General features: G+C 57.2%; 28 protein-coding genes. 13 read left to right on the top strand and 15 right to left on the bottom strand.

Annotated features, from left to right (window positions below):
* Positions 1-23 precede the first annotated feature (23 nt).
* The 4 genes from SynPROS91_RS01305 to fabI all read right to left on the bottom strand — a co-directional run bounded on the left by SynPROS91_RS01305 (position 24) and on the right by fabI (position 3,386).
* Complete coding sequence (locus tag SynPROS91_RS01305; RefSeq protein WP_186517752.1) at positions 24-1,511, bottom strand: carotenoid oxygenase family protein; 1,488 nt, start codon at positions 1,509-1,511, stop codon at positions 24-26.
* Between the two features lie 73 nt (positions 1,512-1,584).
* Positions 1,585-2,190 carry an imidazoleglycerol-phosphate dehydratase HisB gene (gene hisB / locus SynPROS91_RS01300; protein ID WP_186517750.1) on the bottom strand — a complete coding sequence of 202 codons (606 nt, stop codon included), beginning with the start codon at positions 2,188-2,190 and terminating at the stop codon, positions 1,585-1,587.
* Between the two features lie 128 nt (positions 2,191-2,318).
* A complete protein-coding gene (locus SynPROS91_RS01295) occupies positions 2,319-2,582 on the bottom strand; it encodes a bestrophin family ion channel (RefSeq protein WP_255439857.1) in 264 nt (87 codons plus the stop codon).
* A gap of 21 nt (positions 2,583-2,603) precedes the next feature.
* On the bottom strand, positions 2,604-3,386 hold the full coding sequence (gene fabI / locus SynPROS91_RS01290) for an enoyl-ACP reductase FabI (protein WP_006853726.1): 783 nt from the start codon (positions 3,384-3,386) through the stop codon (positions 2,604-2,606).
* A 109-nt stretch (positions 3,387-3,495) separates the two neighbouring features.
* On the opposite strand from fabI, the gene SynPROS91_RS01285 reads away from it, so the two are divergent.
* Together SynPROS91_RS01285 and SynPROS91_RS01280 are read left to right on the top strand one after the other, a co-directional pair.
* Positions 3,496-4,407: an FAD-binding domain-containing protein gene (locus SynPROS91_RS01285; RefSeq protein ID WP_186517748.1), complete on the top strand. Its 912-nt coding sequence runs from the start codon at positions 3,496-3,498 to the stop codon at positions 4,405-4,407.
* Positions 4,407-4,835 (top strand): hypothetical protein, encoded by a 429-nt coding sequence (locus tag SynPROS91_RS01280; protein ID WP_186517746.1) that lies wholly within the window; start codon positions 4,407-4,409, stop codon positions 4,833-4,835. Before SynPROS91_RS01285 ends, SynPROS91_RS01280 begins: the two co-directional genes overlap by 1 nt.
* Here SynPROS91_RS01280 and SynPROS91_RS01275 read toward each other — a convergent pair.
* On the bottom strand, positions 4,832-5,335 hold the full coding sequence (locus tag SynPROS91_RS01275; RefSeq protein ID WP_370586789.1) for a hypothetical protein: 504 nt from the start codon (positions 5,333-5,335) through the stop codon (positions 4,832-4,834). The genes SynPROS91_RS01280 and SynPROS91_RS01275 overlap by 4 nt on opposite strands.
* Before the next feature lie 71 nt (positions 5,336-5,406).
* On the opposite strand from SynPROS91_RS01275, the gene SynPROS91_RS01270 reads away from it, so the two are divergent.
* Positions 5,407-6,024: a thioredoxin family protein gene (locus tag SynPROS91_RS01270; protein WP_186517744.1), complete on the top strand. Its 618-nt coding sequence runs from the start codon at positions 5,407-5,409 to the stop codon at positions 6,022-6,024.
* Positions 6,025-6,034: 10 nt separating this feature from the next.
* The gene (locus SynPROS91_RS01265; protein ID WP_186517742.1) at positions 6,035-7,249 is read left to right on the top strand and encodes a DegT/DnrJ/EryC1/StrS aminotransferase family protein; all 1,215 of its coding nucleotides are present in this window, start codon (positions 6,035-6,037) and stop codon (positions 7,247-7,249) included.
* On the opposite strand, the gene SynPROS91_RS01260 is transcribed toward SynPROS91_RS01265, so the two are convergent.
* The 3 genes from SynPROS91_RS01260 to folK are packed head-to-tail and all read right to left on the bottom strand — an operon-like array spanning position 7,228 to position 9,883.
* Positions 7,228-8,706, bottom strand: coding sequence for an FAD-binding domain-containing protein (locus SynPROS91_RS01260; RefSeq protein WP_186517740.1), 1,479 nt, complete (start codon positions 8,704-8,706; stop codon positions 7,228-7,230). The genes SynPROS91_RS01265 and SynPROS91_RS01260 overlap by 22 nt on opposite strands.
* On the bottom strand, positions 8,706-9,266 hold the full coding sequence (locus SynPROS91_RS01255; RefSeq protein WP_186517738.1) for an NUDIX hydrolase: 561 nt from the start codon (positions 9,264-9,266) through the stop codon (positions 8,706-8,708). Before SynPROS91_RS01255 ends, SynPROS91_RS01260 begins: the two co-directional genes overlap by 1 nt.
* Before the next feature lie 56 nt (positions 9,267-9,322).
* Complete coding sequence (gene folK, locus SynPROS91_RS01250) at positions 9,323-9,883, bottom strand: 2-amino-4-hydroxy-6-hydroxymethyldihydropteridine diphosphokinase (RefSeq protein ID WP_255439856.1); 561 nt, start codon at positions 9,881-9,883, stop codon at positions 9,323-9,325.
* A gap of 9 nt (positions 9,884-9,892) precedes the next feature.
* Here folK and bchD point away from each other — a divergent pair, with 9 nt between their 5' ends.
* Positions 9,893-12,007: a magnesium chelatase ATPase subunit D gene (gene bchD / locus SynPROS91_RS01245; RefSeq protein ID WP_186517734.1), complete on the top strand. Its 2,115-nt coding sequence runs from the start codon at positions 9,893-9,895 to the stop codon at positions 12,005-12,007.
* Positions 12,008-12,018: 11 nt separating this feature from the next.
* Here the strand turns inward: bchD and SynPROS91_RS01240 are convergent, their stop codons facing one another.
* Positions 12,019-12,912: an MlaD family protein gene (locus tag SynPROS91_RS01240; RefSeq protein WP_186517732.1), complete on the bottom strand. Its 894-nt coding sequence runs from the start codon at positions 12,910-12,912 to the stop codon at positions 12,019-12,021.
* 3 nt (positions 12,913-12,915) lie between these two features.
* Complete coding sequence (locus tag SynPROS91_RS01235) at positions 12,916-13,743, bottom strand: ABC transporter ATP-binding protein (protein WP_186517730.1); 828 nt, start codon at positions 13,741-13,743, stop codon at positions 12,916-12,918.
* Positions 13,744-13,883: 140 nt separating this feature from the next.
* Between SynPROS91_RS01235 and yvcK the strand changes: the two genes are divergently transcribed.
* Positions 13,884-15,239 (top strand): gluconeogenesis factor YvcK family protein, encoded by a 1,356-nt coding sequence (gene yvcK, locus SynPROS91_RS01230; RefSeq protein ID WP_186519286.1) that lies wholly within the window; start codon positions 13,884-13,886, stop codon positions 15,237-15,239.
* Between the two features lies 1 nt (position 15,240).
* Here the strand turns inward: yvcK and SynPROS91_RS01225 are convergent, their stop codons facing one another.
* The 3 genes from SynPROS91_RS01225 to SynPROS91_RS01215 are packed head-to-tail and all read right to left on the bottom strand — an operon-like array spanning position 15,241 to position 16,934.
* Positions 15,241-15,792 (bottom strand): NAD(P)H-quinone oxidoreductase subunit J, encoded by a 552-nt coding sequence (locus tag SynPROS91_RS01225; RefSeq protein ID WP_186517728.1) that lies wholly within the window; start codon positions 15,790-15,792, stop codon positions 15,241-15,243.
* Positions 15,789-16,568: an NADH-quinone oxidoreductase subunit NuoB gene (nuoB, locus tag SynPROS91_RS01220; protein ID WP_255439855.1), complete on the bottom strand. Its 780-nt coding sequence runs from the start codon at positions 16,566-16,568 to the stop codon at positions 15,789-15,791. The genes SynPROS91_RS01225 and nuoB overlap by 4 nt, the downstream gene beginning before the upstream one ends.
* 3 nt (positions 16,569-16,571) lie before the next feature.
* The gene (locus SynPROS91_RS01215; RefSeq protein WP_186517725.1) at positions 16,572-16,934 is read right to left on the bottom strand and encodes an NAD(P)H-quinone oxidoreductase subunit 3; all 363 of its coding nucleotides are present in this window, start codon (positions 16,932-16,934) and stop codon (positions 16,572-16,574) included.
* A gap of 113 nt (positions 16,935-17,047) precedes the next feature.
* Between SynPROS91_RS01215 and SynPROS91_RS01210 the strand changes: the two genes are divergently transcribed.
* The 7 genes from SynPROS91_RS01210 (at position 17,048) to SynPROS91_RS01180 (ending at position 20,086) form a co-directional block, all read left to right on the top strand.
* Positions 17,048-17,530 (top strand): rubredoxin, encoded by a 483-nt coding sequence (locus SynPROS91_RS01210; protein WP_186517724.1) that lies wholly within the window; start codon positions 17,048-17,050, stop codon positions 17,528-17,530.
* Positions 17,531-17,547: 17 nt separating this feature from the next.
* Positions 17,548-18,558: a photosynthesis system II assembly factor Ycf48 gene (locus SynPROS91_RS01205; protein WP_186517722.1), complete on the top strand. Its 1,011-nt coding sequence runs from the start codon at positions 17,548-17,550 to the stop codon at positions 18,556-18,558.
* A gap of 109 nt (positions 18,559-18,667) precedes the next feature.
* A complete protein-coding gene (gene psbE / locus SynPROS91_RS01200) occupies positions 18,668-18,916 on the top strand; it encodes a cytochrome b559 subunit alpha (protein WP_186517720.1) in 249 nt (82 codons plus the stop codon).
* A gap of 3 nt (positions 18,917-18,919) precedes the next feature.
* Complete coding sequence (gene psbF / locus SynPROS91_RS01195; RefSeq protein WP_006853745.1) at positions 18,920-19,057, top strand: cytochrome b559 subunit beta; 138 nt, start codon at positions 18,920-18,922, stop codon at positions 19,055-19,057.
* A gap of 18 nt (positions 19,058-19,075) precedes the next feature.
* Positions 19,076-19,195 (top strand): photosystem II reaction center protein L, encoded by a 120-nt coding sequence (locus SynPROS91_RS01190; protein ID WP_186517718.1) that lies wholly within the window; start codon positions 19,076-19,078, stop codon positions 19,193-19,195.
* An 11-nt stretch (positions 19,196-19,206) separates the two neighbouring features.
* Positions 19,207-19,407, top strand: coding sequence for a photosystem II reaction center protein J (locus SynPROS91_RS01185; RefSeq protein WP_186517716.1), 201 nt, complete (start codon positions 19,207-19,209; stop codon positions 19,405-19,407).
* Between the two features lie 307 nt (positions 19,408-19,714).
* Entirely contained in the window at positions 19,715-20,086 is a 372-nt protein-coding gene (locus SynPROS91_RS01180) for a hypothetical protein (protein ID WP_255439854.1), read from the top strand.
* On the opposite strand, the gene SynPROS91_RS01175 is transcribed toward SynPROS91_RS01180, so the two are convergent.
* Complete coding sequence (locus tag SynPROS91_RS01175) at positions 20,077-21,117, bottom strand: NAD-dependent epimerase (RefSeq protein ID WP_304623024.1); 1,041 nt, start codon at positions 21,115-21,117, stop codon at positions 20,077-20,079. The genes SynPROS91_RS01180 and SynPROS91_RS01175 overlap by 10 nt on opposite strands.
* Entirely contained in the window at positions 21,114-22,553 is a 1,440-nt protein-coding gene (locus tag SynPROS91_RS01170) for a nucleotide sugar dehydrogenase (protein ID WP_186517712.1), read from the bottom strand. Before SynPROS91_RS01170 ends, SynPROS91_RS01175 begins: the two co-directional genes overlap by 4 nt.
* Positions 22,554-22,588: the final 35 nt, after the last annotated feature.

The raw sequence follows: 22,588 nt of genomic DNA, 5'->3' as shown, positions 1-22,588 counted from the left end.
GCATGACCTTTCAGCAAGCGGACTCAGGACTCCGCCACCCAACTGCCGTGCAGTCCATGGGGAATCGCTAGGGGGAGCTCCAGCACAGCCACTTCTTCAAGGTCAGAAGCAGCAAGAATCACCAGATCAGAGGCCTGTCTCGCTCCATTCCAAACCAGGTCCAACACCCAGCCGTCGTCCTCTGCACTGGCGCCGGGGCGAGGCACCATCAACGGTTCACTGACGAAACCAGATGGCGCTGCACTCCAAATGTGCCGTTCGCCGGTTTGAAGATCGAGTTTTTTAATCACCTGCAAAGGATCATTCCCCTGTTCTCGCGCCGCGGCCGCCATCCAGGCAAAGCGGCAGGGAAGGCCCTGCTGTTTGGGGTTCACCATGGCGAACTCACAACAGCGCTCACTGAGACGGGTGGTTTTGATCGACTCAGAATCAAGATTGATGCGGCATTGCTCGAGCAAGCCCTCGGGGATGAGGTCGAAATTCACATCTGCGAAATCCTGATCGGGACCAATCGAAGGAAAGTCGCTGTAGTAGATGCTCTCCACGACCACCTCTCCGTCCTCTTCCCAGGCATTGAGGTGATGAAACACGAAGCCATCGGGAGCATCAATAACCCGTGGTTCCTGACCAGCGAAAACACCGCTATCTCTGGGGATCAACCAAAATTTGGCCTTGCCATTGGGGTTGGACGTGAGGCATTGAGCCGCTCCTTTTTGTCCGAGCACAAAGGGGAGCGGATTGAAATTGATCGCATTTTGCAGAAACACCGCCCAATTCGGAGTGATCGCGAAGTCATGCAGGAAGGCGAAGCCGGCGAACGAATCCCGGCGATCGCTGAGCAGATCACCGGCTCGAATTCCAGCCGCAGCATTGTCGGTGGTCGCAAATTCCATCAAGCGAACCGTGCTGCGAGGACCGGTTTTCACTCCGAAGGTCACCATCCGCGGGTCACCGTGATGGCCGGGGTCAAAACGGGGGTGAGCACTAAAGGCCTCGCCTTTCTTGAGCACACCACCGAGAAGGGAAATCCCCCTTGTCTCCAGGGTTTGGGGATCTAAGGCGTGGGGCTCAGCGGCTTCCCACAAAGCCAAGAGATCATCTCCAAGCCGAACCACGCTGGTGTTGGCAATATTTTTGAGCCTTAGGTCAAAGGCATTCGCCAGCGGACCTCCTGGTTTTTGGCTCCCAAAAACACCGCGAAACAACACCTTGCCTGCAGCCTCCTCAGCTTTCCAACCACTGGTGCGAACGAAGCGGTTGCTGCAACGCACGCCTTCGGAGTCAAAGTGAAGAGCTGTGATCATTCCGTCACCATCGAACGGATGATGCACGCGCTGACCATCCCGTTCCAAACGGCCAGGTCCATTGCGATACAGCGAACCGAGCAACGCATCCGGCACCTCACCACGCACTGGCTTCAAGGGCACATCCGTTAGTTCTTCGTCCACGTTGCGGAAGGCACTGGACCATTCCGAGCGATTGAAACGAGCAGAGGTGGGTGCAACGGTCACTGGGCTACCCAGAGGCAATCCCCATCCTCTCGTAACAGACCATGAAGCGTGGCCCTAGGAGAAGATCCGTTGGCTAGCTGCCACCCGCTTGCTCCAACACCCCCTTGCTGCTGGGCACCGATCCCGACCGGCGAGGGTCAATCTCAGTCGCCATCCGCAGCGCCCTGGCGAAGGCCTTGAAGCAGGCCTCAACGATGTGGTGGGAGTTCACCCCATCCAAATGGCGAACATGCAAGGTGAGGCCTGAGTTATTAACGACAGCCACAAAAAACTCTTTCACCAATTCGGTGTCATAGGTCCCGATCTTCTGCGTTGGGATGGTGAGCCCCCAGCTGAGATGGGGGCGTCCGGAGCAATCAAGAACCACCTGCACCAACGCCTCATCCAGCGGTGCCACAAAGTGGCCAAAACGGTAGATCCCACGCCGATCACCAAGGGCCTTCGAGAGCGCCTGACCAAAGGCAATCCCAACGTCCTCATTGGTGTGATGGTCATCGATATGCGTGTCGCCTCTTGCCGTGATCTCCAAGTCGATCAGGCCATGGCTGCTGATCTGATGAAGCATGTGATCGAGAAAAGCCACACCTGTGCTGGCCTGACAGCGTCCGCTGCCGTCAAGCCCGAGCCGAACGCTGACATCGGTCTCGCCTGTAACGCGGTGAATCTCCCCAGTGCGCATGCGTTCCGGCGCCGCTCGACGCCCCGTGACTGACTAGATCATCGCGAATCACGCTCAGCGCAGCCAGGGGCCCTTCGTGGGAGAAGGTTGAGCCAGTGGGTTGGAGGCCCCCAGAAGATCAAGGCTGATCAGGGCACAAAACCGATCCATGGGCAAGGCGAACTGGCGATCAACGAACAGATGCTCGAGGACGGTGCCAACTGGCGAGGCAAAACACGCGTGATCAAATCACGCCAATTGCGACTTTGATTGACCATTGCCCCCCAGAGCACACGCGCTTCCCACCAGCGGCTGTAGGCCTGGCTATAGCGGAAACCCAGGGGAAGGCTGAGAAGCAGGCCGAGAACCTGCACCAACGTTTCCGGAAGCAACGTCAGAGAGCTGCAGGTCATCAAGACATCCGCGCGGCCGAATCACATGCCGTTGATGCAATAACCAGCATCCACATAAATGGTTTGGCCAGAAATGCCACTCGACAAATCACTGAGCAGGAACGCCGCAGTGTTCCCTACTTCGTTTTGAGTGACCGTACGGCGCAGTGGTGCCTTCTCCTCCACGTTGTGGATCATGTCGAGGATCCCTCCGATCGCAGAACTCGCCAGCGTGCGGATCGGGCCAGCACTGATCGCATTCACTCGCACCTGCTTTTCGGGCCCAAGCTCAGCGGAGAGATAGCGAACGGAGGCTTCCAGCGCCGCCTTGGCCACACCCATCACGTTGTAGTTAGGGATCGCTCGCTCAGCGCCGAGGTAGGTCAAGGTCACCACACCCGCTTTCTCGCTGAACAACGGCTTGGCGTGACGGCAAAGAGGAGCAAGGGAATAGGCGCTGATCTCTAAAGCACGGGCAAAACCCTCAGCCGTGGTGGCACTGAAGTCGCCCACCAGTTCTTCTTTCCCCGCAAAAGCCAAACAGTGCACGAGGCCATCAAGCTGCCCCCACTTGTCTTTGATTTCAGCGAACACCGTCTCCATCTGAGCGGCATCCTGAACATTGAGAGGCAAAAACAACGACGGCTCTAACGGAGCCGTGAGCTCACGAACCTTGGTTTCAAATCGACCCTTCTCATCAGGCAGATAGGTGATCCCAAGCTCGGCTCCAGCCGCCTTGAGCTGTTGCGCGATGCCCCAGGCAATGGAGCGGTTGTTGGCGATGCCAGTAACAAGGATCTTCTTACCAGTGAGATCAAGAAGCATCAGGCCGCACCCCGGAGTGGTTATTCGAGCGATTCTGTCCCATGCCGGGCCACTCACGCTCACAACGACACATCGTCAGCATGGTGTTGCATTTTTTTGACATGCCCCGGTGTCCAGGCTGCCGCACGTTGCGCCGCTCAGTTGGCCGAGCGAATCCACAGATCTGCCCCGAGATCTTCACGAGCGCTCGGCGCTGAATTCCTTGTTAGCGCAAGAGTTTCCAACCGCATCCGGGGAGCTCAGTCCGATCGCAGGCGGTCGAGCCGCTGCTGAATGGCAACTGAGTGCGATAGATGCCAAGCGCTACGGCCGCAGTCGCAACCACCTCAACGGCTCGGTCACACGCCTCTCGCCCTACATCCGCCACGGAATTCTCACGCTCGCGGAAGTGCGAGATGCCGTCTTCTCACAGCTGAAACAGAACAACCAAGCAAGGAACGACGGCGGAAAACTGATCAATGAGCTGGGATGGCGCGATTTCTGGCAGCGGATGTGGCTTGATCTCGGCGATCGTGTTTATGACGATCAGGAAGATCACAAAACCGGCCATGACGCCAGTGAGTATCAGCAGGATCTCCCCGATGACATCCGGGAAGGACAAACACAACTTGCCTGCATGGACGGCTTCAGGAACGAACTAGTTACCCATGGATGGCTGCATAACCACGCGCGGATGTGGATGGCGGCCTATCTCGTGCACTGGAGACGGGTGCACTGGCGTGCGGGGGCTGACTGGTTCCTGGAGCACCTACTGGATGGCGACCCCGCCAGCAACCACCTCAGCTGGCAGTGGGTGGCCAGCAGCTTCAGTCACAAGCCCTATTTCTTTAATCGCCAAAACCTGGAGCGCTACAGCAACGGGTTGTATTGCCAGGACTGTCCAAGCAACAAATCCTGTCCCTTTGATCGCAGTTACGAGCAGTTGGAACAACAGCTGTTCAAGGTTCAGCCAGCCATCCGTGAGGGGACAGCGCGTCGCTCATCCCGCCCCAGCTCACGGCCCAGTACCCAGCGATTTTGATGGACCCACGCAAACCAATCCTTTGGGTGCATGAAGAAGCCCTGGGACCAGCCAATCCTGCTCTTCAGGACTATCCCAGCGCACCAGGTCTGTTCGTGTTCGACGACGCCTGGATTCAAGACCAGGCCATCAGCCGCAAACGCATCGGCTTTTTGTACGAATCCGCCTTGAGCCTTCCGCTCACCCTCAGGCGAGGCGATGTAGCGGCTGAAGTGCTGCGTTTTGCGCAACGCCACGGAGCTGATGCTGTAGTCACCAGCACCGCAGTGGATCCCCGTCTCCAACGCATCGCTGCGGCCATTGATCGAGAACTTCCCCTCTGGATGCTCGATCCGGATCCCTTTGTCGAGTTAGCCAAATCACCACGGCTGGGGCGCTTTAGCCGCTATTGGAGGGAGGCAGAACCTGTGGTCTGGGAGGGGTTTTAGTCCTCCTTCAAAAGCTTGTCCTCGCGCTCTTGTTCCTCAACAGGATCGGTGAGAAGGTCTGGATGTTCCAAGGCAGGAAGGCTCACAGGCGTCAGCTCTGATGGATTCAACGGTGGTTCCAGCCATTGCCAACGCGCCTTGGGAGCTCGGAGCTTGCACAGCGCCTCGAGCTCTTGCTTCAAGGTGTTGCGAACGTCTCTCCGATTTACTGCTGAAAGGAACTCTGAGCGGGGCGCCAATCCCGAACTAAACGGAGCACTGCCGTTGCCATTGAATAATCGCGCCGAGTCTGGAAGCCAGCGGGGCGAACACACGCCTGGATCGCTGGTCTCGGTTTCCAAGTAGAGATGAACCCCATAACCATCGGGTTGACTGACGACAGCAAGTCCGTCATGGGGAGTATTGCGTTGCAGGGGAAAGACTTTCCAGGTGGTTGCTTTCTTCTGCGCACAGGCGCTCAATAGTCCTGCCATGACCACCATTGTCAGCAGCCGCACCATCAACTCGATCCCTCTTTGACAGGTCATTGTGTACCGGCCCAGGATGGCGAGATCCACCATCGCTTGATGCCATGGTCCTGACACCATCCACGATGCTTCCTCTTCAGCATCCTTTGCCTCGATTCTCACTGCCCTTGGTGTCGGGTCATGCCCCCTGGTCCTCACTGGATGCCGTGGTGAATAGCAGGGATCTACCAGGGCGCCCCCTGTTGGTGATGCTGATTTGTGCTCACTGCCCCTTCGTGAAACACGTGGAGCCAGAGATCAGCCGTATGGAGGCGGATTTCGGTGACCAGATGACCCTGATCGCCATCTCCAGCAATAGCCTCACCACCCATCCGCAAGACGGTCGTGATGGGCTGCGTCAACAGGCCGATCAGCAGGGTTGGAGCTTCCCCTATCTCCTGGATGAGCAGCAAACTCTGGCCAAAGACCTGCGTGGAGCCTGCACCCCTGAGTTCTATGCCTTCGCACCCGATGCCGATGGCACGCAAACGCTTCGCTATCGCGGCCAACTGGATGCGAGTCGGCCAGGGAATAACCAGCCTCTCGACGGAGCTGACCTACGGGCTGCCCTCACAAATATCTTGGCTGGAACGCCTGTGAGCGAGACGCAGCTGCCTTCGGTGGGCTGCAACATCAAATGGGACCCGGGCGAAGAACCCCCATGGTTTGATCAATCGACTTAAGGTGCCCGCCATGCAGGTGCCTCCGTTCAGCCTCACAGATCAGCTTGCCGACCTCGGATCGGAGCTCGATGATGCCGTCTTGCGGGTGTTGCGCAGTGGGCAATACATCGGTGGCGCCGAGATCAAAACCTTTGAGGACGCGTTTGCAGCAAGCGTGAACTGTCGCCATGCCGTGGGTTGCAACAGCGGTACCGATGCGTTGGTCCTGGCACTAAGAGGCCTTGGCATCGGCTCTGGCGATGAGGTGATCACCGCATCCTTCAGCTTCTTCGCAACGGCTGAAGCGATCAGCGCCGTAGGGGCGACGCCCGTGTTCGTGGACGTGGACCCTGAGACCTATCTGATCGACCTCAATCTGATTGAAGCGGCGATCACACCCGCCACCAAGGTCCTCCTACCGGTCCATCTGTTTGGCCGTCCGGTGGATATGGCCCGCATCATGGACATCTCTCATCGCCATGGGCTCAAAGTGGTGGAGGACTGCGCCCAGGCCACCGGAGCCAGCTGGGACTCCAAACCCGTAGGCAGTTGGGGCGATGTCGGCTGCTTCAGCTTTTTTCCCACGAAAAATCTCGGAGCTGCTGGTGATGGCGGCGCCATGACCTGCCAAGACGATGCTTTGGCGCAACGCATGCGTGAACTCGCGGTGCACGGCATGCCACGTCGCTACCTTCACACCGCCTTGGGCTACAACAGCCGCCTGGATTCAATTCAGGCCGCTGTTCTCAACGTGAAGCTGCCTCACCTCAACGAATGGGTCGAGAAGCGCACAGCGATTGCCAAGCGCTACCTCGATGTTCTCAAAGACCTCCCAGGCGTTCAGCTGCCCGATTCCGCCGCTGAGGAAAGCGTTGGCCATGGTTGGAACCAGTTTGTGGTGCGCGTGCGTCTTTGCCCAGGACATCAGCCGTCTTGCGGCGGAACCTGCGCTGAAGCAGCCAGCCCCTTGGGCCTGCCCACCAGTCGATGCCGGGACTGGCTCAAGCAAAGCCTTCAAGAGCAGGGCGTGAACACGATCATCTACTACCCCATCCCCATCCATCGCCAGCCGGCTTACGACGACCAAAAGCACGCTGAAGACGACCTTCCCATCACAGATCAACTGTGCAGCGAGGTGCTGAGTCTGCCGATTTTTCCGGAATTAACGTCCGAACAACAGGATCGCGTGATCGCGGTGTTGCGCGAACAACTCGTTGCTCAGAGTCAAGAGCGGATGGTGGCGTAAAGGGCTTTGAACTTGGCCTGCTGCACCTTATGATTAATCAGCAGCTCCGGATACCCCCTGCGCTCTAAAGCAGCGATCTCACCACTGATTAAATCCTTGGTGTTCACGTGCCGCAATTCAGGCACCCATTCGCGGATGTACTCGCCTTCGGCGTCAAATTTTGAAGCCTGAGTGGCCGGATTGAAGATCCGCAAAGGCTTGGGATCCATGCCACTGCTGGCACTCCATTGCCAGCCGCCGTTATTGGCGGCCAAATCTCCATCCACCTCCAGCTCCATGAAGGCACGCTCGCCCCAACGCCAATCACAGATCAAATCCTTCACAAGAAAGGAGGCCACGATCATGCGGCAACGGTTGTGCATCCAGCCGCTTTGGTTGAGCTGTCGCATCGCTGCATCGATGATCGGCATCCCCGTTTGTCCTTCCTGCCAAGCATCAAACCAGTCGTTGTTGTTCTCCCAAGGGAAACGCCGCCACTGCTCTCGGTAAGGACCATCCACTAGCTCAGGGAAATGAAACAAGGCCTGCTGGTAAAACTCACGCCAGCAGAGTTCCTGTTCCCACACCGTGATTGCCTGCCGTTGCTCATCGCTGCGGGCGATCTCCTTGGCGCCTTGGGCAGCACACCAGGCCTGACGAGGACTGACCGTACCCACACTCAGGCCCGCACTGAGATAAGAGGTTCCTGGCATCCCAGGAAAATTGCGATCGGGTTCATAGGCCAGCAATGCTCCGTCCGCAAAGGTGGCCAACTGCTCAGCAGCCGCGGCCTCTCCTGGGCGGCTTGGGCAGAGATCCACGCCATGAAAACCATGCTCAACCTGCAGCTGCTCCAGCTGCCGCTGACCCTCAGCGCACAAGCGGCCGAGAGAGCCCTCACCGCCACTGACAGCCACCAGCGTCTCGGCCTCCAAATCGATCAAGGCCATGGGAGCGTCCACAGTGGTTGGTGCACTGCGCTCCACCTGTCCGCGCCAATTGCGCAGAAAGGGGCCATAGACCCGATAAGGATCACCACCGCCTGTTTTGATCAGATCTGGTGCCAGCAGCAGCTGATCCCAGTCCACCAAAACCTTGCGCCCATCAGCTTGCAGGGCTTTGGCCACCTGACGGTCGCGTTCCCGTGCATAAGGCTCAACATCACGGCTCCACACCACCGCCGGCACCTCCAGCAGCGACGCCAATCGCGGCAACACCTGCACCGGGTCGCCAGCCACCACAAGCAAACGACTCCCAGCTTCACTCCAACGCTGCTGGAGTTCGCGCAGGGTTTCCACCAAGAACCAAAGGCGGGCCGGAGCCATGGGTGGCAACGACTCAGGAGGGTGGATCAGCGCTGGATCCAGCACATACACGCCCGTCACCGCAGGGCTGATCTCCACAGCCGCCTGCAGACCGAGATTGTCGGCCAAGCGCAGGTCGCGGCGATGCCAAAACAGAACGCGAGACGCTGCCATCAGAGACCCAGCAGTTGCTTGGCACGGAACCAGGCGGTGACGCTTTTGCCATCCAGCCACTCATCACCGGACGCAAGGCGGGCATCCAGTTCGGACGGACTCATCAGGATCACCTCAAGATCCTCATCGTCATCGCCAGCAGGTGGATGCTCCAAACGCGTGAGGTCCCGCGCCAGAAAGCAATGAATCACTTCGTCCGAGTAGCCAGGACAAGGCAACATCGGTCCGAGCGAATCCCAACGAGCAGCGCTGTATCCAGCTTCTTCCCCAAGCTCGCGCTGCATCGATTCCAAAGGATCTTCACCCTCTTCAAGGGTGCCCGCTGGAAACTCAAGGAGACGTGCCTGCACTGCAAAACGGTATTGGCGCAAAATCACCACCTGGCCGTCAGCGTTGATCGGAACCGCCAATGAAGCCCCGGGGTGGCGAATGATTCCAAACGTTCCTTCCACCCCCATCGGCAAGCGGATGCGATTGCGCTCGAAACGAATCTTGCGCGCATCCATGGTCTCGAGGGTCTCCAAACACATGGAGGGCTCAGGCGCGGGCAGCGGGGCCATGCAGGTCGAGCAATCGTTAAAACCAGCATGGCGGGTTCAGGTCCACAGGCGTGCGATCAGCTCAGCCAGGGCGTTGAGTTCTGCATGGCCGCCAGCAGTGGCTCCATCACAAAACAGCGCAAATGCAAGCGGGGGTGGGGCAGCGTTAAACGCGGGTGATCCAAACGCAACTCGCCCCAAAACAACAGATCAAGGTCTAATGGCCGAGGACCCCAGCGTTCTTCTTGAGAGCGGTTGCGCCCGAACGATTGCTCCAACTGTTGAAGTGCATCCAGCAAATGCAATGCAGTGGTCGACGCAGGTTTAACGTCCATCCCCTTCACCAGCAGAACGGCATTGAGATAGGAGGGCTGATCGATCGGTCCACCCACAGGTGCGGTCTGCTGCAACGGAGACCAAGACAACGTCAGTGCTGAAGAGTTGCAGTGCGGAGTCCTTGTCCCTGGGTTGCTCCCTTCCATCGACTGGGCCCAGCTGCGCATCACACCCTCAAGCAAAGGCCTTACGGCCGTCAGGGTCTGCAGCGGCGAGCCAGCAGGACTGGCCTGATTGGCGCCAAGGGCCACAGCAAGGCTGTAGCTCTGATCAGCGAGACTGTTTCTCACAGGTGGAGTCAAGGCGCATCCATGGTTGCAAGCGGGGTGACATCAAACGGAGTCATCAGTACAGCTTCGCTGGATCAAGCCAGCCGTGCATTTCCGTTGGCGGCGATCACCGGCCACGGCACCCTCAAGCTGGCTCTGCTTCTGGCAGCAGTGGATCCAGGCTTAGGCGGCGTGATCATTGCTGGCGGGCGTGGAACAGGAAAGTCGGTGCTGGCTCGAGGATTGCATGCCCTGCTTCCTCCCATCGACATCGTTGACCTTGAAGCGGCTGGAGAGACCAAGCTGCCGGGACGCAACCTCGATCCACAAGATGCCCAGGATTGGGGCGAACGGCAGCAAAATCCACCCACAACAGTGATTCCAGCCCCGTTCATCCAGATCCCCCTTGGCGTTACGGAAGACCGCCTGGTGGGCTCCGTTGATGTCACCGCCTCCTTGGCCGGTGGTTCCGCCATTTTCCAGCCGGGATTGCTGGCGGAAGCACACCGCGGTGTGCTCTACGTGGATGAGCTGAACCTGCTCGACGACGGGATCATCAATCTTTTACTCGCCGCCGTTGGCAGCGGCGAAAACCAGGTGGAACGGGAGGGGCTCAGCCTGAGCCACCCCTGCCGGCCACTGCTGATTGCCACTTATAACCCTGAAGAAGGGGCCATCAGAGATCACCTGTTAGATCGCTTTGCGATCGTCTTGTCCGCCAATCAAATCGTTAGCACTGAGCAACGAGTAGAGATCACCAACGCGGTGCTGGCCCACGGTCAGTGCAGCCGGAGCTTCTCAGAGCAATGGAGCGAAGAAACCGACGCGCTCGCCACCCAACTGCTCTTGGCGCGGCAGTGGCTACCGGATGTGAAGGCCAGCAGCGAACAGATCGAATATCTGGTGACAGAGGCGATTCGCGGTGGCGTGGAAGGGCATCGTTCCGAGCTCTATGCCGTGCGTGCCGCCAAAGCCCATGCCGCCCTCAGCGGGCGCGACCAGGTGGAAGCCGAAGACTTGCAAGTGGCCGTTGCGTTGGTGATCGCCCCACGCGCGTCGCAAATGCCGCCACCTGATCAACAGATGGAGCCGCCGCCACCCCAGGAACAACAGCCACCCCAAGACCAAGAGCCACCGCCACCACCTGAGGGCTCAGGGGACGAGGAAGAGCAGGACAGCGAGGAGCAGGACAGTGACGACAACAGTGATCAGGATGACAATGAAGATGACGACGACTCCCCTGAGGAGCAGGCACCACCGTCGGTGCCGGAAGAATTCATGCTCGATCCAGAGGCCGTGGCGATTGATCCCGATCTGCTGCTTTTCAACGCTGCCAAGAGCAAAAGCGGCAACAGCGGCAGCCGCTCCGTCGTCCTCAGTGACAGCCGCGGCCGCTATGTAAAACCGATGCTGCCCCGCGGCCCAGTGCGCCGCATCGCCGTTGACGCCACCCTGCGCGCTGCAGCTCCATATCAAAAGGCGCGCCGAGCGCGTCAGCCTGATCGCGTCGTCATCGTTGAAGAATCAGACCTCCGCGCCAAGCTGCTGCAACGCCAGGCCGGTGCCCTGGTGATCTTTCTGGTGGATGCCAGTGGTTCGATGGCTCTGAATCGGATGCAGAGCGCCAAAGGTGCCGTGATTCGACTCCTCACCGAGGCCTATGAAAATCGAGACGAGGTGGCACTCATCCCCTTCCGAGGGGACCAAGCGGAAGTGCTCCTGCCCCCCACCCGCTCGATTACAGCCGCACGTCGACGCCTGGAATCCATGCCCTGCGGCGGTGGCTCACCGCTGGCCCACGGCCTCACCCAAGCCGCACGGGTTGGTGCCAACGCCTTAGCAACAGGTGATCTCGGCCAAGTGGTAGTTGTCGCGATCACGGATGGTAGGGGCAATGTTCCTCTCAGCACCTCCCTTGGGCAACCCGTGCTGGAGGGAGAGGAAAAGCCCGACTTAAAGCAAGAAGTGCTGGATGTGGCCAGCCGCTATCGAATGCTCGGACTCAAGCTGCTGGTGATCGACACCGAGCGCAAATTTATCGGTAGCGGTATGGGAAAAGATCTCGCCGAAGCCGCTGGAGGCAAATATGTTCAGCTCCCAAAAGCGAGCGATCAGGCAATTGCCGCAGTTGCCATGGATGCTCTGAACTCGGTTTAAATCAATGCGGTTTAAGGCTTGGCGACATCCGAGGTGCTGGCGGGATATAGCTCGTTGAAAAACTGTCCTAAACCAATCGTGACGCTGCGCACAGCCGCCATGAATTGGGGGTCTGCTGTGAGTTTTTCAACGTCACCGCCCACCTCATCAAAGGTTTCCGTCAACGAGCGTGCATTACTCACCGTTTGCTTGAGGTCGGTAATCGTTGTAGGCGTGTCGAAAGCGCTTACAACGTTATTGATATGACGACTGGCACTAGCGGCCTGAGCCGTTGCTTCGTTCAGGTTCGAGATCATGGGCGCAGCCCTTGCCAAATCAACGCTTAATTGAGTGGATAGTTTTTGAATATCAGCCAACATGGCATTGAATTGTTGGGTCGATCCAACCAACCTGGGAACCAACTGTTCTTTCTTCACCTGTTCCAAAATCTCTTGAAGGGAGTTGGTAATGGTTGCGATGCTGGGGGCTTCGCTGCCTTGAATCGTTGCTCCATCACAAAGAACAACTTGGCCCTTACAGCGCTGAGATTTGGGCATCGGGGCATTCTTCTTGAGCGGCGGGCCAAGACTGCTTAGGGCCACCTGAGAATCGCCACCCAACAGCGATGCCGAAGCCACAGTGGCTTTAACAGGCAGCGATAACTGAAGATCATCCTGAGAAATCTCGATCGACACCTTCACCGCTTGGGGCGTCACCTTGATGTCCGTAACATTGCCCACCATGATTCCCCGGTAGGTCACCGGTGAACGAACTGCCAATCCCCCTGCATCCTGGAAATCAGCGGTCACGCTCCAGGTCTTCGACAAGACGCGCTCACCCCGGAGCCAAAGCATGGTGCCTGCAAAGGCAACCAAAGCAGCAATCACAGAAAAACCAACAATCCCCTCACGGACGCTCCTACGCATAATTCAGTGCTCAGCAGGCTGCATCGGTCCGCGCAGGTTACCCGTCCTGAACTGAACAACGTAGGGATTATCCGTTGTTCGGTAATCGTCCACTGTTCCGTCCCATTGGAACCGGCCGCCGTACAGCATCACGATGCGCTCCGCCGTGCGTTCAATGGTGCTACTCACATGACTAACCACCACCGAACACCCCTGAGCCACGGTGGTGGTTTTCACAATCAAGTCTTCAATCCTCGTGGCTGCGACTGGGTCGAGACCTGCTGTGGGCTCGTCATATAACAAAAGAGGCATCGCAGCTTCATCTCGATCTGGATCGTCAATCAAGGCGCGAGCAAAGCTCACTCGCTTCTGCATCCCTCCGCTGAGCTGCCCAGGATATTGATCGGCGACTTCATAAAGGCCCACGGCTTCCAAGCAGGCCATGACACGATCTCGAACCTGGGCCGGACCCATCCGTCCGAGCCGGTTCAAGAGAAAGCCAACGTTTTCCTCCACCGTTAAGGACGCCAGCAGTGCTGGGTTTTGGAACACAAGCCGAACATCCGGAGGAAGGCGCTGATCGAGGCGCAGGTAAGGCTGAGGCTCATCAAACAACCTCAATTCGCCAGCGGTGGGCAGTTGCAAACCAGCCAACAAACGCAAGACCGTGGATTTTCCCGCTCCTGAAGGCCCCACAACTGCTATTCGCTCTCCGGGTTTCATCAATAGATTCACCCCGTCCAGCACCGGATGGGAGCCCCATTGCATCGTGAGACCTCTCATCTCAACAACGGGTTTGAACGATGACTCCCGCGCGTTAACCAAAGGGCTGATGACTGAAAGTTGATTCATCCTGCCTGGATTGCCGCAAAAGGTTGGTGATCAGATTCAACTTCCGTACAGTTCAGCTAATTCGGTGGATTTGACGCCATCGCACCCGAGCCCTTTTGACCAGCCCTCCACGCCGCGGAAATCGTCAACGACTCCGAGCCATGCAGGCGGAACGGCAGCGAGATTTGATGCTGCGCTCCCGCAGGGCAATGAGCTGGTTGCGACCCGGACTGGTCGTGAAGCGATGGCTGTTTACCTCGGGAATCGGATTGGTCTTAGCCCTGTTAGGGGCTGCCGTCTGGGCCGATCTGCAACCGATCTATTGGATGCTCTGGGCCATTCAAGAAGCTCTCGGTTGGATCACGAGAGTGTTGCCTGGGGCGATCACGGGTCCACTCGTTCTGCTGCTGGGGGTTGGACTGCTGCTCTGGGGCCAAAGCCAGAGCTTTGGCTCGATCCAACAGGCTCTAGCGCCGGAAAAAGACACGGTGTTAGTGGATGCGCTGCGTGCAAAAAGTCGCCTCAATCGAGGCCCCAGCATTGTCGCGATTGGGGGTGGGACAGGCCTATCAACGTTGCTAAGTGGACTGAAGCGCTACAGCAGCCACATCACCGCGATCGTGACCGTTGCCGATGACGGAGGCAGTAGCGGAGTGCTGCGTCGCGAACTTGGCGTGTTGCCTCCAGGCGACATCCGCAACTGTCTTGCCGCGCTCTCCACGGAAGAGCCCTTACTCACCCGTCTGTTCCAATACCGCTTCTCAGCAGGCAGCGGCCTAGAAGGCCACAGCTTTGGCAATCTTTTTCTTTCCGCCCTCAGCGCGATTACGGGGAGCCTAGAAACAGCGATCACAGCCTCCAGTCGCGTCCTAGCGGTTCAAGGCCAAGTGGTTCCTGCCACCAACGCCGACGTCCGTCTCTGGGCTGAACTGGAAGATGGCACCAGGATTGAAGGGGAATCGGCGATCGGCAAAGCACGCAGCCCGATTGTGCGGATGGGATGCCTGCCTGAGAAGCCACCGGCTTTACCCAGAGCACTGGAAGCCATTGCCAATGCCGATTTAATTTTGCTGGGGCCAGGAAGCCTGTACACCTCCCTTCTCCCGAACTTGCTGGTGCCTGAATTGGTCACTGCCATTCAACGCAGCCGCGCGCCCAGGCTCTATATCTGCAACCTGATGACCCAACCAGGCGAAACGGATGGGTTGGATGTGAGTGGTCACCTTCGCGCCATCGAAGCGCAATTGGCTTCGCTCGGGGTGAGCAAACGCTTGTTCGACTGCGTGCTGGCCCAGGAACCAATCAGGGAGTCTGCCCTTGTCTCTCACTATCGAAAGTTAGGGGCAGAACCAGTGATCTGCGACAGCAGGCAATTGCAACAAGAAGGCTTTGACGTCATGCAAGCCCCACTTCAAGGGAGTCGGCCCACTGCGACGCTCCGCCACGATCCGCGCAGCCTTGCTTTAGCTGTGATGCGCTTTTACAGGCGCCATAAGCGAGACAATCAAAACGCTTGAATTAATAAGCGTCTTGCATTTCATAAAAGTCTGGCTGCACATAGTCCTTGCGAAGCGGCCAGCCCGTCCAGTCCTCAGGCATCAGTAGCCGCTTGGGATGGGGATGACCTTCGAAGTGGATACCGAACATGTCAAAGGTTTCACGCTCCTGCCAATCCGCACCACGGAAGAGCCCATACAGGCTGGGAAGACTGGGCTCCCCTTCCCGAGACAAGAACACCTTGAGACGCACTTCACGCAGCGTGTCTCTCTTTCCGTCGATGAACTCAGCCATCGCCACAAACTGATAAAAGCAAACGAGCCGCTCGCCGGGGCCCTCGTCATATCCGCCCTGACATTGCAAATAGTCGAAACCATTGCTTTTCAAGGCAGCAGCGATCACTTGCAGAAAGAGAGCTTCAACCCCGATTTGCTCGACACCAAGATGGTCGGCATCCAAGGCATCGTGATCGAAGCCTTGCTGGTTCAGCCACTGGCTCACGGGCCCCGGCTGAGGAGACGCAGCTACAGGGACATCAGCAGTCGACTGCTGCTCGGGAGAGTTAGGACTCATGACGGCGTACCTGAGGAGACGGGCTCAGCGGACTCAGTTTGCGCTGGTGCAGCCATGGGGACCCCTGCTCCAGGGGCCAGGGCTGCAACCTGAGTTTCAGCGCGCAGGTAGGCGCCCGTCACGATCGGTTCAACGGGAACCATGGCGTGATCGACGGTGCAATAGCGGTGGGTTTGCTTGAGCTGGCGGCGATCACTGACCGACTCATTACCAACCTTCTTACGAAGCTTGATCACCGCATCAAAAATCGCCTCAGGACGCGGCGGACATCCGGGAAGATAAAGATCCACCGGAATCAATTTATCCACGCCACGAACAGCGGTTGTGGAGTCAGCGCTGAACATGCCACCAGTAATAGTGCAGGCTCCCATCGCGATGACATATTTAGGTTCTGGCATCTGCTCATAGAGACGCACCAACGCCGGACCCATTTTCATCGTGACCGTGCCAGCAACGATTAAAAGATCGGCTTGCCTAGGCGAGCTGCGAGGCACAAGTCCGAAGCGATCAAAGTCAAAGCGCGAGCCGAGGAGAGCGGCAAACTCGATAAAACAACAGGCCGTCCCGTACAGCAATGGCCAAAGGCTGCTGAGACGAGCCCAGTTGTGTAGGTCATCCAAGCTCGTCAGGATGACGTTTTCACTCAGATCGTTCGTGACAGTGGGCGAACCCTCTGCAGCACCACCAACCGGCCCACAACTCGCTTCACGAAGATCGCGAAGGGATTGGATCGAAGGGCTATCGCCGGTTGAGGTCATGGTGATGGGGTCGGTCATCAATCAGCTCCACTCGAGGGCGCCTTTGCGCCATGCATAGGCCAATGCCACAAGAAGAATGGTAATAAAAACGAGAGCTTCGATGAATGCCAATAAACCCAAGCGATGGAAGGCAACAGCCCAGGGATAAAGAAAGACCGTCTCGACATCAAAGATGACGAAGACGAGCGCAAACATGTAGTAGCGAATATTGAATTGAATCCAAGCTCCACCGATCGGCTCCATCCCGGATTCGTAGGTAAGCTCCCGCTCTCCGGACTGACTGCGAGGAGCCAAAAGCTTGTTGGTCACTAACGCCAAGACCGGTACAGCTGCTGCAATCAGCAGAAATCCCAGAAATGCGTCATACCCCGGCAGCACAAACATCAAGGCAGCCCCCTGTATAAAGCCCAGTCTGGCATTCGCAGACCACCTCTGTCGTTGAAAGGCCCGTTGAAAGGCCCAACGCCGATAGAGTCTTGTCACCTTGAGGAGGAGCGGTGAGCGACGAGATCAGCCCAGCAGCGGAAGTTCCCGCTGAAGTTCCCACTGAAGTTCCCGCCGAAGTGGAACCCCTCGCAGAGGAGTTAATCGCGGCCGAAGCCATCGAAGCCGAAGCAGCCATCGAAGATGTGGCAAATATCAGCGCAGACAATGAGACGTCTGATCCACGCACGCACCGGTTCGAATGCCGAAGCTGTGGATACGTTTACGACCCCAATGAAGGTGTCAAGAAGCTGGGCATCGTTGTGGGCACCGCTTTTGAAGATCTCGACCCCATCGGATTCCGTTGTCCGGTCTGCCGCAGCAGGGTGGGAGCCTTCACCGACATTGGACCTCGCTCCAAAGCGAGTGGATTTGAGGAAAACCTTAATTTCGGTCTTGGCGTTAACCGCCTCACTCCCGGGCAAAAAAATGTGCTGATTTTTGGCGGCCTCGCCCTCGGCTTTGCTTTCTTCCTCTCCCTTTATTCACTGCGCTGAGACCACCTCTTATCCCAATGAAGCAACTGCTTACCCCTCTCTTTAATCTTTTTTTAGTGGCCTGCATTGGCCTCGGCCTTGGCGGATGTGTCACCACGCGTTTGCCAATGGCACAATCCAGCCCTTGGCAAGCCATTGACCTCAACACCAAGGGCAATCCTTTGGATGTGGCCTTCACAAGTGCCGACCATGGCTTCCTTGTGGGAAGTAACAGACTGATTCTTGAAACCAATGATGGCGGCGCCAATTGGAATGAGCGCAGTCTTGATCTTCCAGAGGAAGAGAATTTTCGCTTAATCAGCATCGCCTTCGACGGCGACGATGGCTGGATTGCCGGTCAGCCTGGCTTGCTGATGCACACCACCGATGGTGGCAATAATTGGACCCGGCTCTTTCTTGACACCAAGCTGCCAGGAGAGCCCTACCTGATTACCGCTCTTGGACCGAACACAGCCGAACTGGCTACCAATGTTGGCGCGGTGTATCGCACCAGTGACGGAGGCGGAAGCTGGGAAGCGGAGGTGAGTGACGCAGCAGGTGCGATTCGCGATTTGCGCCGCGGACCAGAAGGCGGATATGTAAGCGTGAGCAGCCTCGGCAACTTCTATGCCGGATGGGCTCCCGGTCAAGACATCTGGCAAGTTCACCAACGTGTCAGCAGTCAGCGCCTGCAAAGCATCGGCTACCAACCTGACGGAAAGTTGTGGATGGTGGCTCGAGGCGCTCAGATTCGCTTTAACGAAGATGCCATTGACAACGAGAACTGGGGCAAGGCGATCATCCCGATCACCAATGGTTACGGCTATATGGATATGGCCTGGTCCGATGACGGTGCCATTTGGGCCGGCGGTGGCAATGGGACTTTGCTGGTGAGTCGTGACAACGGCGACAGCTGGGAACGGGATCCCGAAGCGAATCAGACCCCAACGAATTTCAACCGTTTCGTGTTTGACCACAGCGGCAATCAACTGCACGCCTTCCTTCTCGGCGAGCGCGGCAACCTCTTGCGCTGGTCGGCGACGAGCTAATCCAACGTAATTTCGTTCTGCTCTGACAACGCTCTGTAACCAGTGCGTTGTGAGCAGCGCGAGTTCGGGGCAGCTGCCCTAAGATCAATTAGCTGATACGCCCGACGCTATGGCTGCCGGCTCCACCGGGGAACGCCCTTTTTTTGAAATCATCACCAGTATTCGTTACTGGGTGATTCATGCGATTACCTTGCCATCAATTTTCCTGGCTGGGTTTCTTTTTGTGTCTACAGGTCTCGCTTACGACGCCTTCGGCACTCCTCGTCCAGACGCTTATTTCCAGGCCTCTGAAAGCAAGGCTCCGGTTGTGAGCCAGCGTTTTGAGGGCAAAGCTGATCTCGACCTGCGCTTGAAATAAGCCATGACACAGACTCCCGCCACCTCAACGCCTCGCAATTACCCAATTTTTACGGTGCGTTGGCTCGCTTTGCACACCTTGGGTGTTCCCACAGTTTTCTTCTTGGGTGCCCTAGCTGCGATGCAGTTTATTCGCCGCTAACTACCCAACGAGATCTCCATGGAGCGCAATCAAAACCCCAACAATCTTCCGGTTGAACTGAACCGTACCAGTCTTTATTTAGGACTGCTGATTGTTTTCACCACTGGAATCCTTTTCTCCAGCTACTTCTTCAACTGAAGGCCTGAATCATGAGCGGCAAGAAATCCAATCTCCCCGACGGTCGCATTCCAGATCGTCTTCCCGACGGCCGACCAGCAGTTGCCTGGAAGTCTCGCTGGACTGAAGGAACCCTTCCCTTGTGGCTCGTTGCTACAGCGGGAGGAATGGCTGTACTTTTCGTCGTGGGCCTCTTCTTCTACGGTTCGTACGTAGGCGTTGGTTCTGCTTAACCACGTCTCACCTCAAATTCTTTTGAAACCCTTCCCATATGTAGCGTTGCTATAGATGGGATTTTTTATTGCAGTCCAATTGTCAAGGCATAACGAAGTCGCGAAACATGAGGTTTGATTCCGATCGTGCATAGGGTGGGTCCTTGATCCAAGTTCGGACTATTTGAACCTTTTAAGAGCGATTGAAACCGTACGCTGCTAACAGTTACGGAAAGGGTGTTACTGCGTGTCCTGTTCTGTGAATCAGTCTCAGACAAAGCCATCGCCTCGCAAAAGGCGACCAAAAGGGAGACAACTCGTTTGCCCGATGCACCAGGACCAAATCCTGCATGGGAACGGAAAGAAATATTTTTTGCATTTATTAAGCGCAGAAGCACTGCAGCAACGCGGCATGGCTGCCAAAACCGCGCGACTCGTGATTCATGCTTATCCAGTGTTTGTATTGAGCAACGAATGGCTTGAAGAGTTGTTCTGCGAACAATGCGGCAGCAACCATTGGTGCCACATCACCAAACATTCCCCTGATCAATACACGGTGCGCTGGGCGCCCCAGCATCTCTGGGAGCAGGTAGCCCATGTTGACCCGAGCGTGGCCAATCCAACCGTGAGCGAATACACCCGAAAGCAAGCCCGCAGGCACCAACAAAAACGGGTGGATGGGAAACGTTTCTACGGTTGATAAAAATGCTGATACCAATCAGCAAACTGTTGGATGCCTTCTTCGATCGGGGTCGCAGACTTAAAGCCAACCCAGGCCTCTAAAGCCTCCGTGTTTGCAGCAGTGGCAACCACATCACCAGGCTGCATCGGCTGAAAATCCTTGATTGCTTCCCTGCCCAACGCCTGCTCCATCACCTCAATGAAACGGAGCAGTTCGGTGGGCTGACTGTTGCCGATATTGAACACGCGATGGGGTGCAGCAGCCGTCGCCGGGTCAGGCTGCATCGGATCAAAGTCGAGATTCGACGTAGCTGGCTGATCGCAACAGCGGATCACGCCCTCCACGATGTCGTCGATGAAGGTGAAATCACGCTGCATTTTGCCGTGATTGAACACCTTGATCGGCTTACCAGCCAAGATCGCTTTAGCAAACAACATTGGAGCCATATCCGGTCTGCCCCATGGGCCATAGACCGTAAAAAAGCGCAGGCCAGTGGCTGGCACCCCATACAGGTGGCTGTAGGTGTGCGCCATCAACTCATTCGCTTTCTTGCTGGCCGCATAAAGACTCACGGGGTGATTCACGGCTTGCTGTTCGTGGAACGGCAAATTGCGGTTTCCGCCATATACCGAGCTGCTGGAGGCATAGACCAAATTCTCAACGCCGTGGTGACGACAGCCTTCAAGGATGTGGCCAAAACCCACCAGGTTGCTCTGGATGTAGGCAGCTGGATTTTCCAACGAATAGCGAACACCCGCCTGAGCTGCAAGATTCACCACCACGCGCGGTCTCTCAGCCGCAAACAGCTTGAGCAAGGCATCACCGTCCTCCAAGGCCATGCGCTGGAATCTCCAAGCTCCAGCCATTGGTGCGGCCAGCGTCTCGATGCGAGCAAGGCGTGCCTGCTTTAGAGCTGGGTCGTAGTAATCATTGAGATTGTCAATACCGATCACACGATCGCCCCGTTGGAGGAGTCGCTCGCTCAACGCGGCTCCGATGAACCCGGCAGCTCCTGTGACCAGAATCGGCCGTGAAGACAACTGGCTCACGCGTCGCCCTCTCCGACACGCCAGACATTCAGACCTGCAGACTCAACTTGTTTCGAGTCAACAACCCCACGGGCATCAAACACCCACGCTGGTTTCCGCATCAGAGGCGCAAGTGTTGCCCAATCCAGCTCCCGGTACTGCTGCCACTCCGTGAGGATCAGCACTGCATCAGCACCCCGCAGCGCTGAAGCCACATCGAGACTCGGCCACCAGGTTGCTTCCCCACTCAAGGCCCCACGAGTCGGCCCGGCATCAGCCTCCGGAGCGAGGCTCGCGATCAGTTTTAAATCGCGGCTGATCTGCTCCGGATCCACCTTCGGGTCATGAATGGCCAGTTGGGCCCCCTCTTCAAGAAGGTCACTGCAAATTCGGATCGCTGGAGCCTCCCGCGTGTCATTGGTATCCGCCTTAAACGCAAAGCCCAAAATGGCCAGGCGCTTGCCCGTAACCGTGCCAAACAATTTCTGAACCACCAAGCGGGCAATGCGGTGCTGTTGCCAAGTATTGAGAAGAACCACGCTCTCCCAATAGTCGGCCACATCAGGCAAACCGAAGTGACGGCAGAGGTACACCAAATTCAGGATGTCTTTTTGAAAACAGCTACCCCCAAAACCAGGGCCTGCACTGAGAAATTTGGGTCCAATCCGGGTATCGGTGCCGATCGCTTTCGCTACCTCGCGCACATCCGCACCGGTGGCCTCGCACAAGGCCGCCACAGAGTTAATCGAGCTAATTCTCTGCGCCAGAAAGGCATTGGCGGTGAGCTTGGACAGCTCGCTGCTCCACAAATTGGTGCGCAGAATCTTCTCTTCAGGCACCCACTTGCTGTAGATCTCCGCCAAAGCATCGATCGCTTCGGCATTCTCCCCACCGATCAATACGCGATCAGGATTCGCAAGATCGCGAATGGCCGTCCCCTCAGCCAAAAACTCAGGATTGGAGAGCACCGAAAAGGTTTTCGGCTCCGGGGATAAATCAACGGACCCCAAAATCGCCTTGACCGCTTCAGCCGTTCGAACCGGAAGGGTGCTTTTCTCCACCACAACCGTATGGCCTACAGCTGCTTTAGCCACAGTGCGAGCGCAGGCTTCCACCCAGCGAAGATCACTGGCCTGACCAGCTCCCAGCCCCCTGGTCTTGGTGGGTGTGTTCACCGAGATGAACACCATGTCTGCAGCCGCAATTGTTTCCTCCACCTCCGTGGAGAAAAACAAATTGCGGCCGCGCGCCCTCTCCACCACCGCATCCAGGCCTGGCTCATAGACCGGCAATTTGGATAGATCGCGATGGTTCCAAGCATCGATTCGAGCTTGATTGATATCCACAACCGTGACCTTCAGCTCCGGACAGCGATCGGCGATCACAGCCATGGTGGGGCCACCCACATAGCCAGCGCCGATACAGCAAATCGATCGTATGGAGTGATTGCTGCTCATCGGAGAAACGTTGGCGCCAGCTTTGATTTCGGCAG

The sequence above is a fragment of the Synechococcus sp. PROS-9-1 genome (assembly GCF_014279775.1).
In the GTDB taxonomy this organism is placed as follows: domain Bacteria; phylum Cyanobacteriota; class Cyanobacteriia; order PCC-6307; family Cyanobiaceae; genus Synechococcus_C.
Note: the sequence above shows the minus strand (reverse complement) of the source record. Positions and strands in the feature narration are given on the sequence as shown.

Coding starts and splice junctions, on each gene's coding strand:
- SynPROS91_RS01180 (WP_255439854.1), top strand. CDS start 19,715: ATGCACCAGGACCAAATCCTGCATGGGAACGGAAAGAAATATTTTTTG.
- SynPROS91_RS01235 (WP_186517730.1), bottom strand. CDS start 13,743: ATGAATCAACTTTCAGTCATCAGCCCTTTGGTTAACGCGCGGGAGTCA.
- SynPROS91_RS01255 (WP_186517738.1), bottom strand. CDS start 9,266: ATGGCCCCGCTGCCCGCGCCTGAGCCCTCCATGTGTTTGGAGACCCTC.
- SynPROS91_RS01170 (WP_186517712.1), bottom strand. CDS start 22,553: ATGAGCAGCAATCACTCCATACGATCGATTTGCTGTATCGGCGCTGGC.
- SynPROS91_RS01280 (WP_186517746.1), top strand. CDS start 4,407: ATGGACCCACGCAAACCAATCCTTTGGGTGCATGAAGAAGCCCTGGGA.
- SynPROS91_RS01190 (WP_186517718.1), top strand. CDS start 19,076: ATGGAGCGCAATCAAAACCCCAACAATCTTCCGGTTGAACTGAACCGT.
- SynPROS91_RS01275 (WP_370586789.1), bottom strand. CDS start 5,335: ATGGTGCGGCTGCTGACAATGGTGGTCATGGCAGGACTATTGAGCGCC.
- psbE (WP_186517720.1), top strand. CDS start 18,668: ATGGCTGCCGGCTCCACCGGGGAACGCCCTTTTTTTGAAATCATCACC.
- SynPROS91_RS01205 (WP_186517722.1), top strand. CDS start 17,548: ATGAAGCAACTGCTTACCCCTCTCTTTAATCTTTTTTTAGTGGCCTGC.
- yvcK (WP_186519286.1), top strand. CDS start 13,884: ATGCAGGCGGAACGGCAGCGAGATTTGATGCTGCGCTCCCGCAGGGCA.
- nuoB (WP_255439855.1), bottom strand. CDS start 16,568: ATGACCGACCCCATCACCATGACCTCAACCGGCGATAGCCCTTCGATC.
- SynPROS91_RS01265 (WP_186517742.1), top strand. CDS start 6,035: ATGCAGGTGCCTCCGTTCAGCCTCACAGATCAGCTTGCCGACCTCGGA.
- SynPROS91_RS01185 (WP_186517716.1), top strand. CDS start 19,207: ATGAGCGGCAAGAAATCCAATCTCCCCGACGGTCGCATTCCAGATCGT.
- bchD (WP_186517734.1), top strand. CDS start 9,893: ATGGTTGCAAGCGGGGTGACATCAAACGGAGTCATCAGTACAGCTTCG.
- SynPROS91_RS01215 (WP_186517725.1), bottom strand. CDS start 16,934: ATGTTTGTGCTGCCGGGGTATGACGCATTTCTGGGATTTCTGCTGATT.
- SynPROS91_RS01295 (WP_255439857.1), bottom strand. CDS start 2,582: ATGACCTGCAGCTCTCTGACGTTGCTTCCGGAAACGTTGGTGCAGGTT.
- SynPROS91_RS01240 (WP_186517732.1), bottom strand. CDS start 12,912: ATGCGTAGGAGCGTCCGTGAGGGGATTGTTGGTTTTTCTGTGATTGCT.
- psbF (WP_006853745.1), top strand. CDS start 18,920: ATGACACAGACTCCCGCCACCTCAACGCCTCGCAATTACCCAATTTTT.
- hisB (WP_186517750.1), bottom strand. CDS start 2,190: ATGCGCACTGGGGAGATTCACCGCGTTACAGGCGAGACCGATGTCAGC.
- fabI (WP_006853726.1), bottom strand. CDS start 3,386: ATGCTTCTTGATCTCACTGGTAAGAAGATCCTTGTTACTGGCATCGCC.
- SynPROS91_RS01270 (WP_186517744.1), top strand. CDS start 5,407: ATGGTCCTGACACCATCCACGATGCTTCCTCTTCAGCATCCTTTGCCT.
- SynPROS91_RS01225 (WP_186517728.1), bottom strand. CDS start 15,792: ATGAGTCCTAACTCTCCCGAGCAGCAGTCGACTGCTGATGTCCCTGTA.
- SynPROS91_RS01260 (WP_186517740.1), bottom strand. CDS start 8,706: ATGGCAGCGTCTCGCGTTCTGTTTTGGCATCGCCGCGACCTGCGCTTG.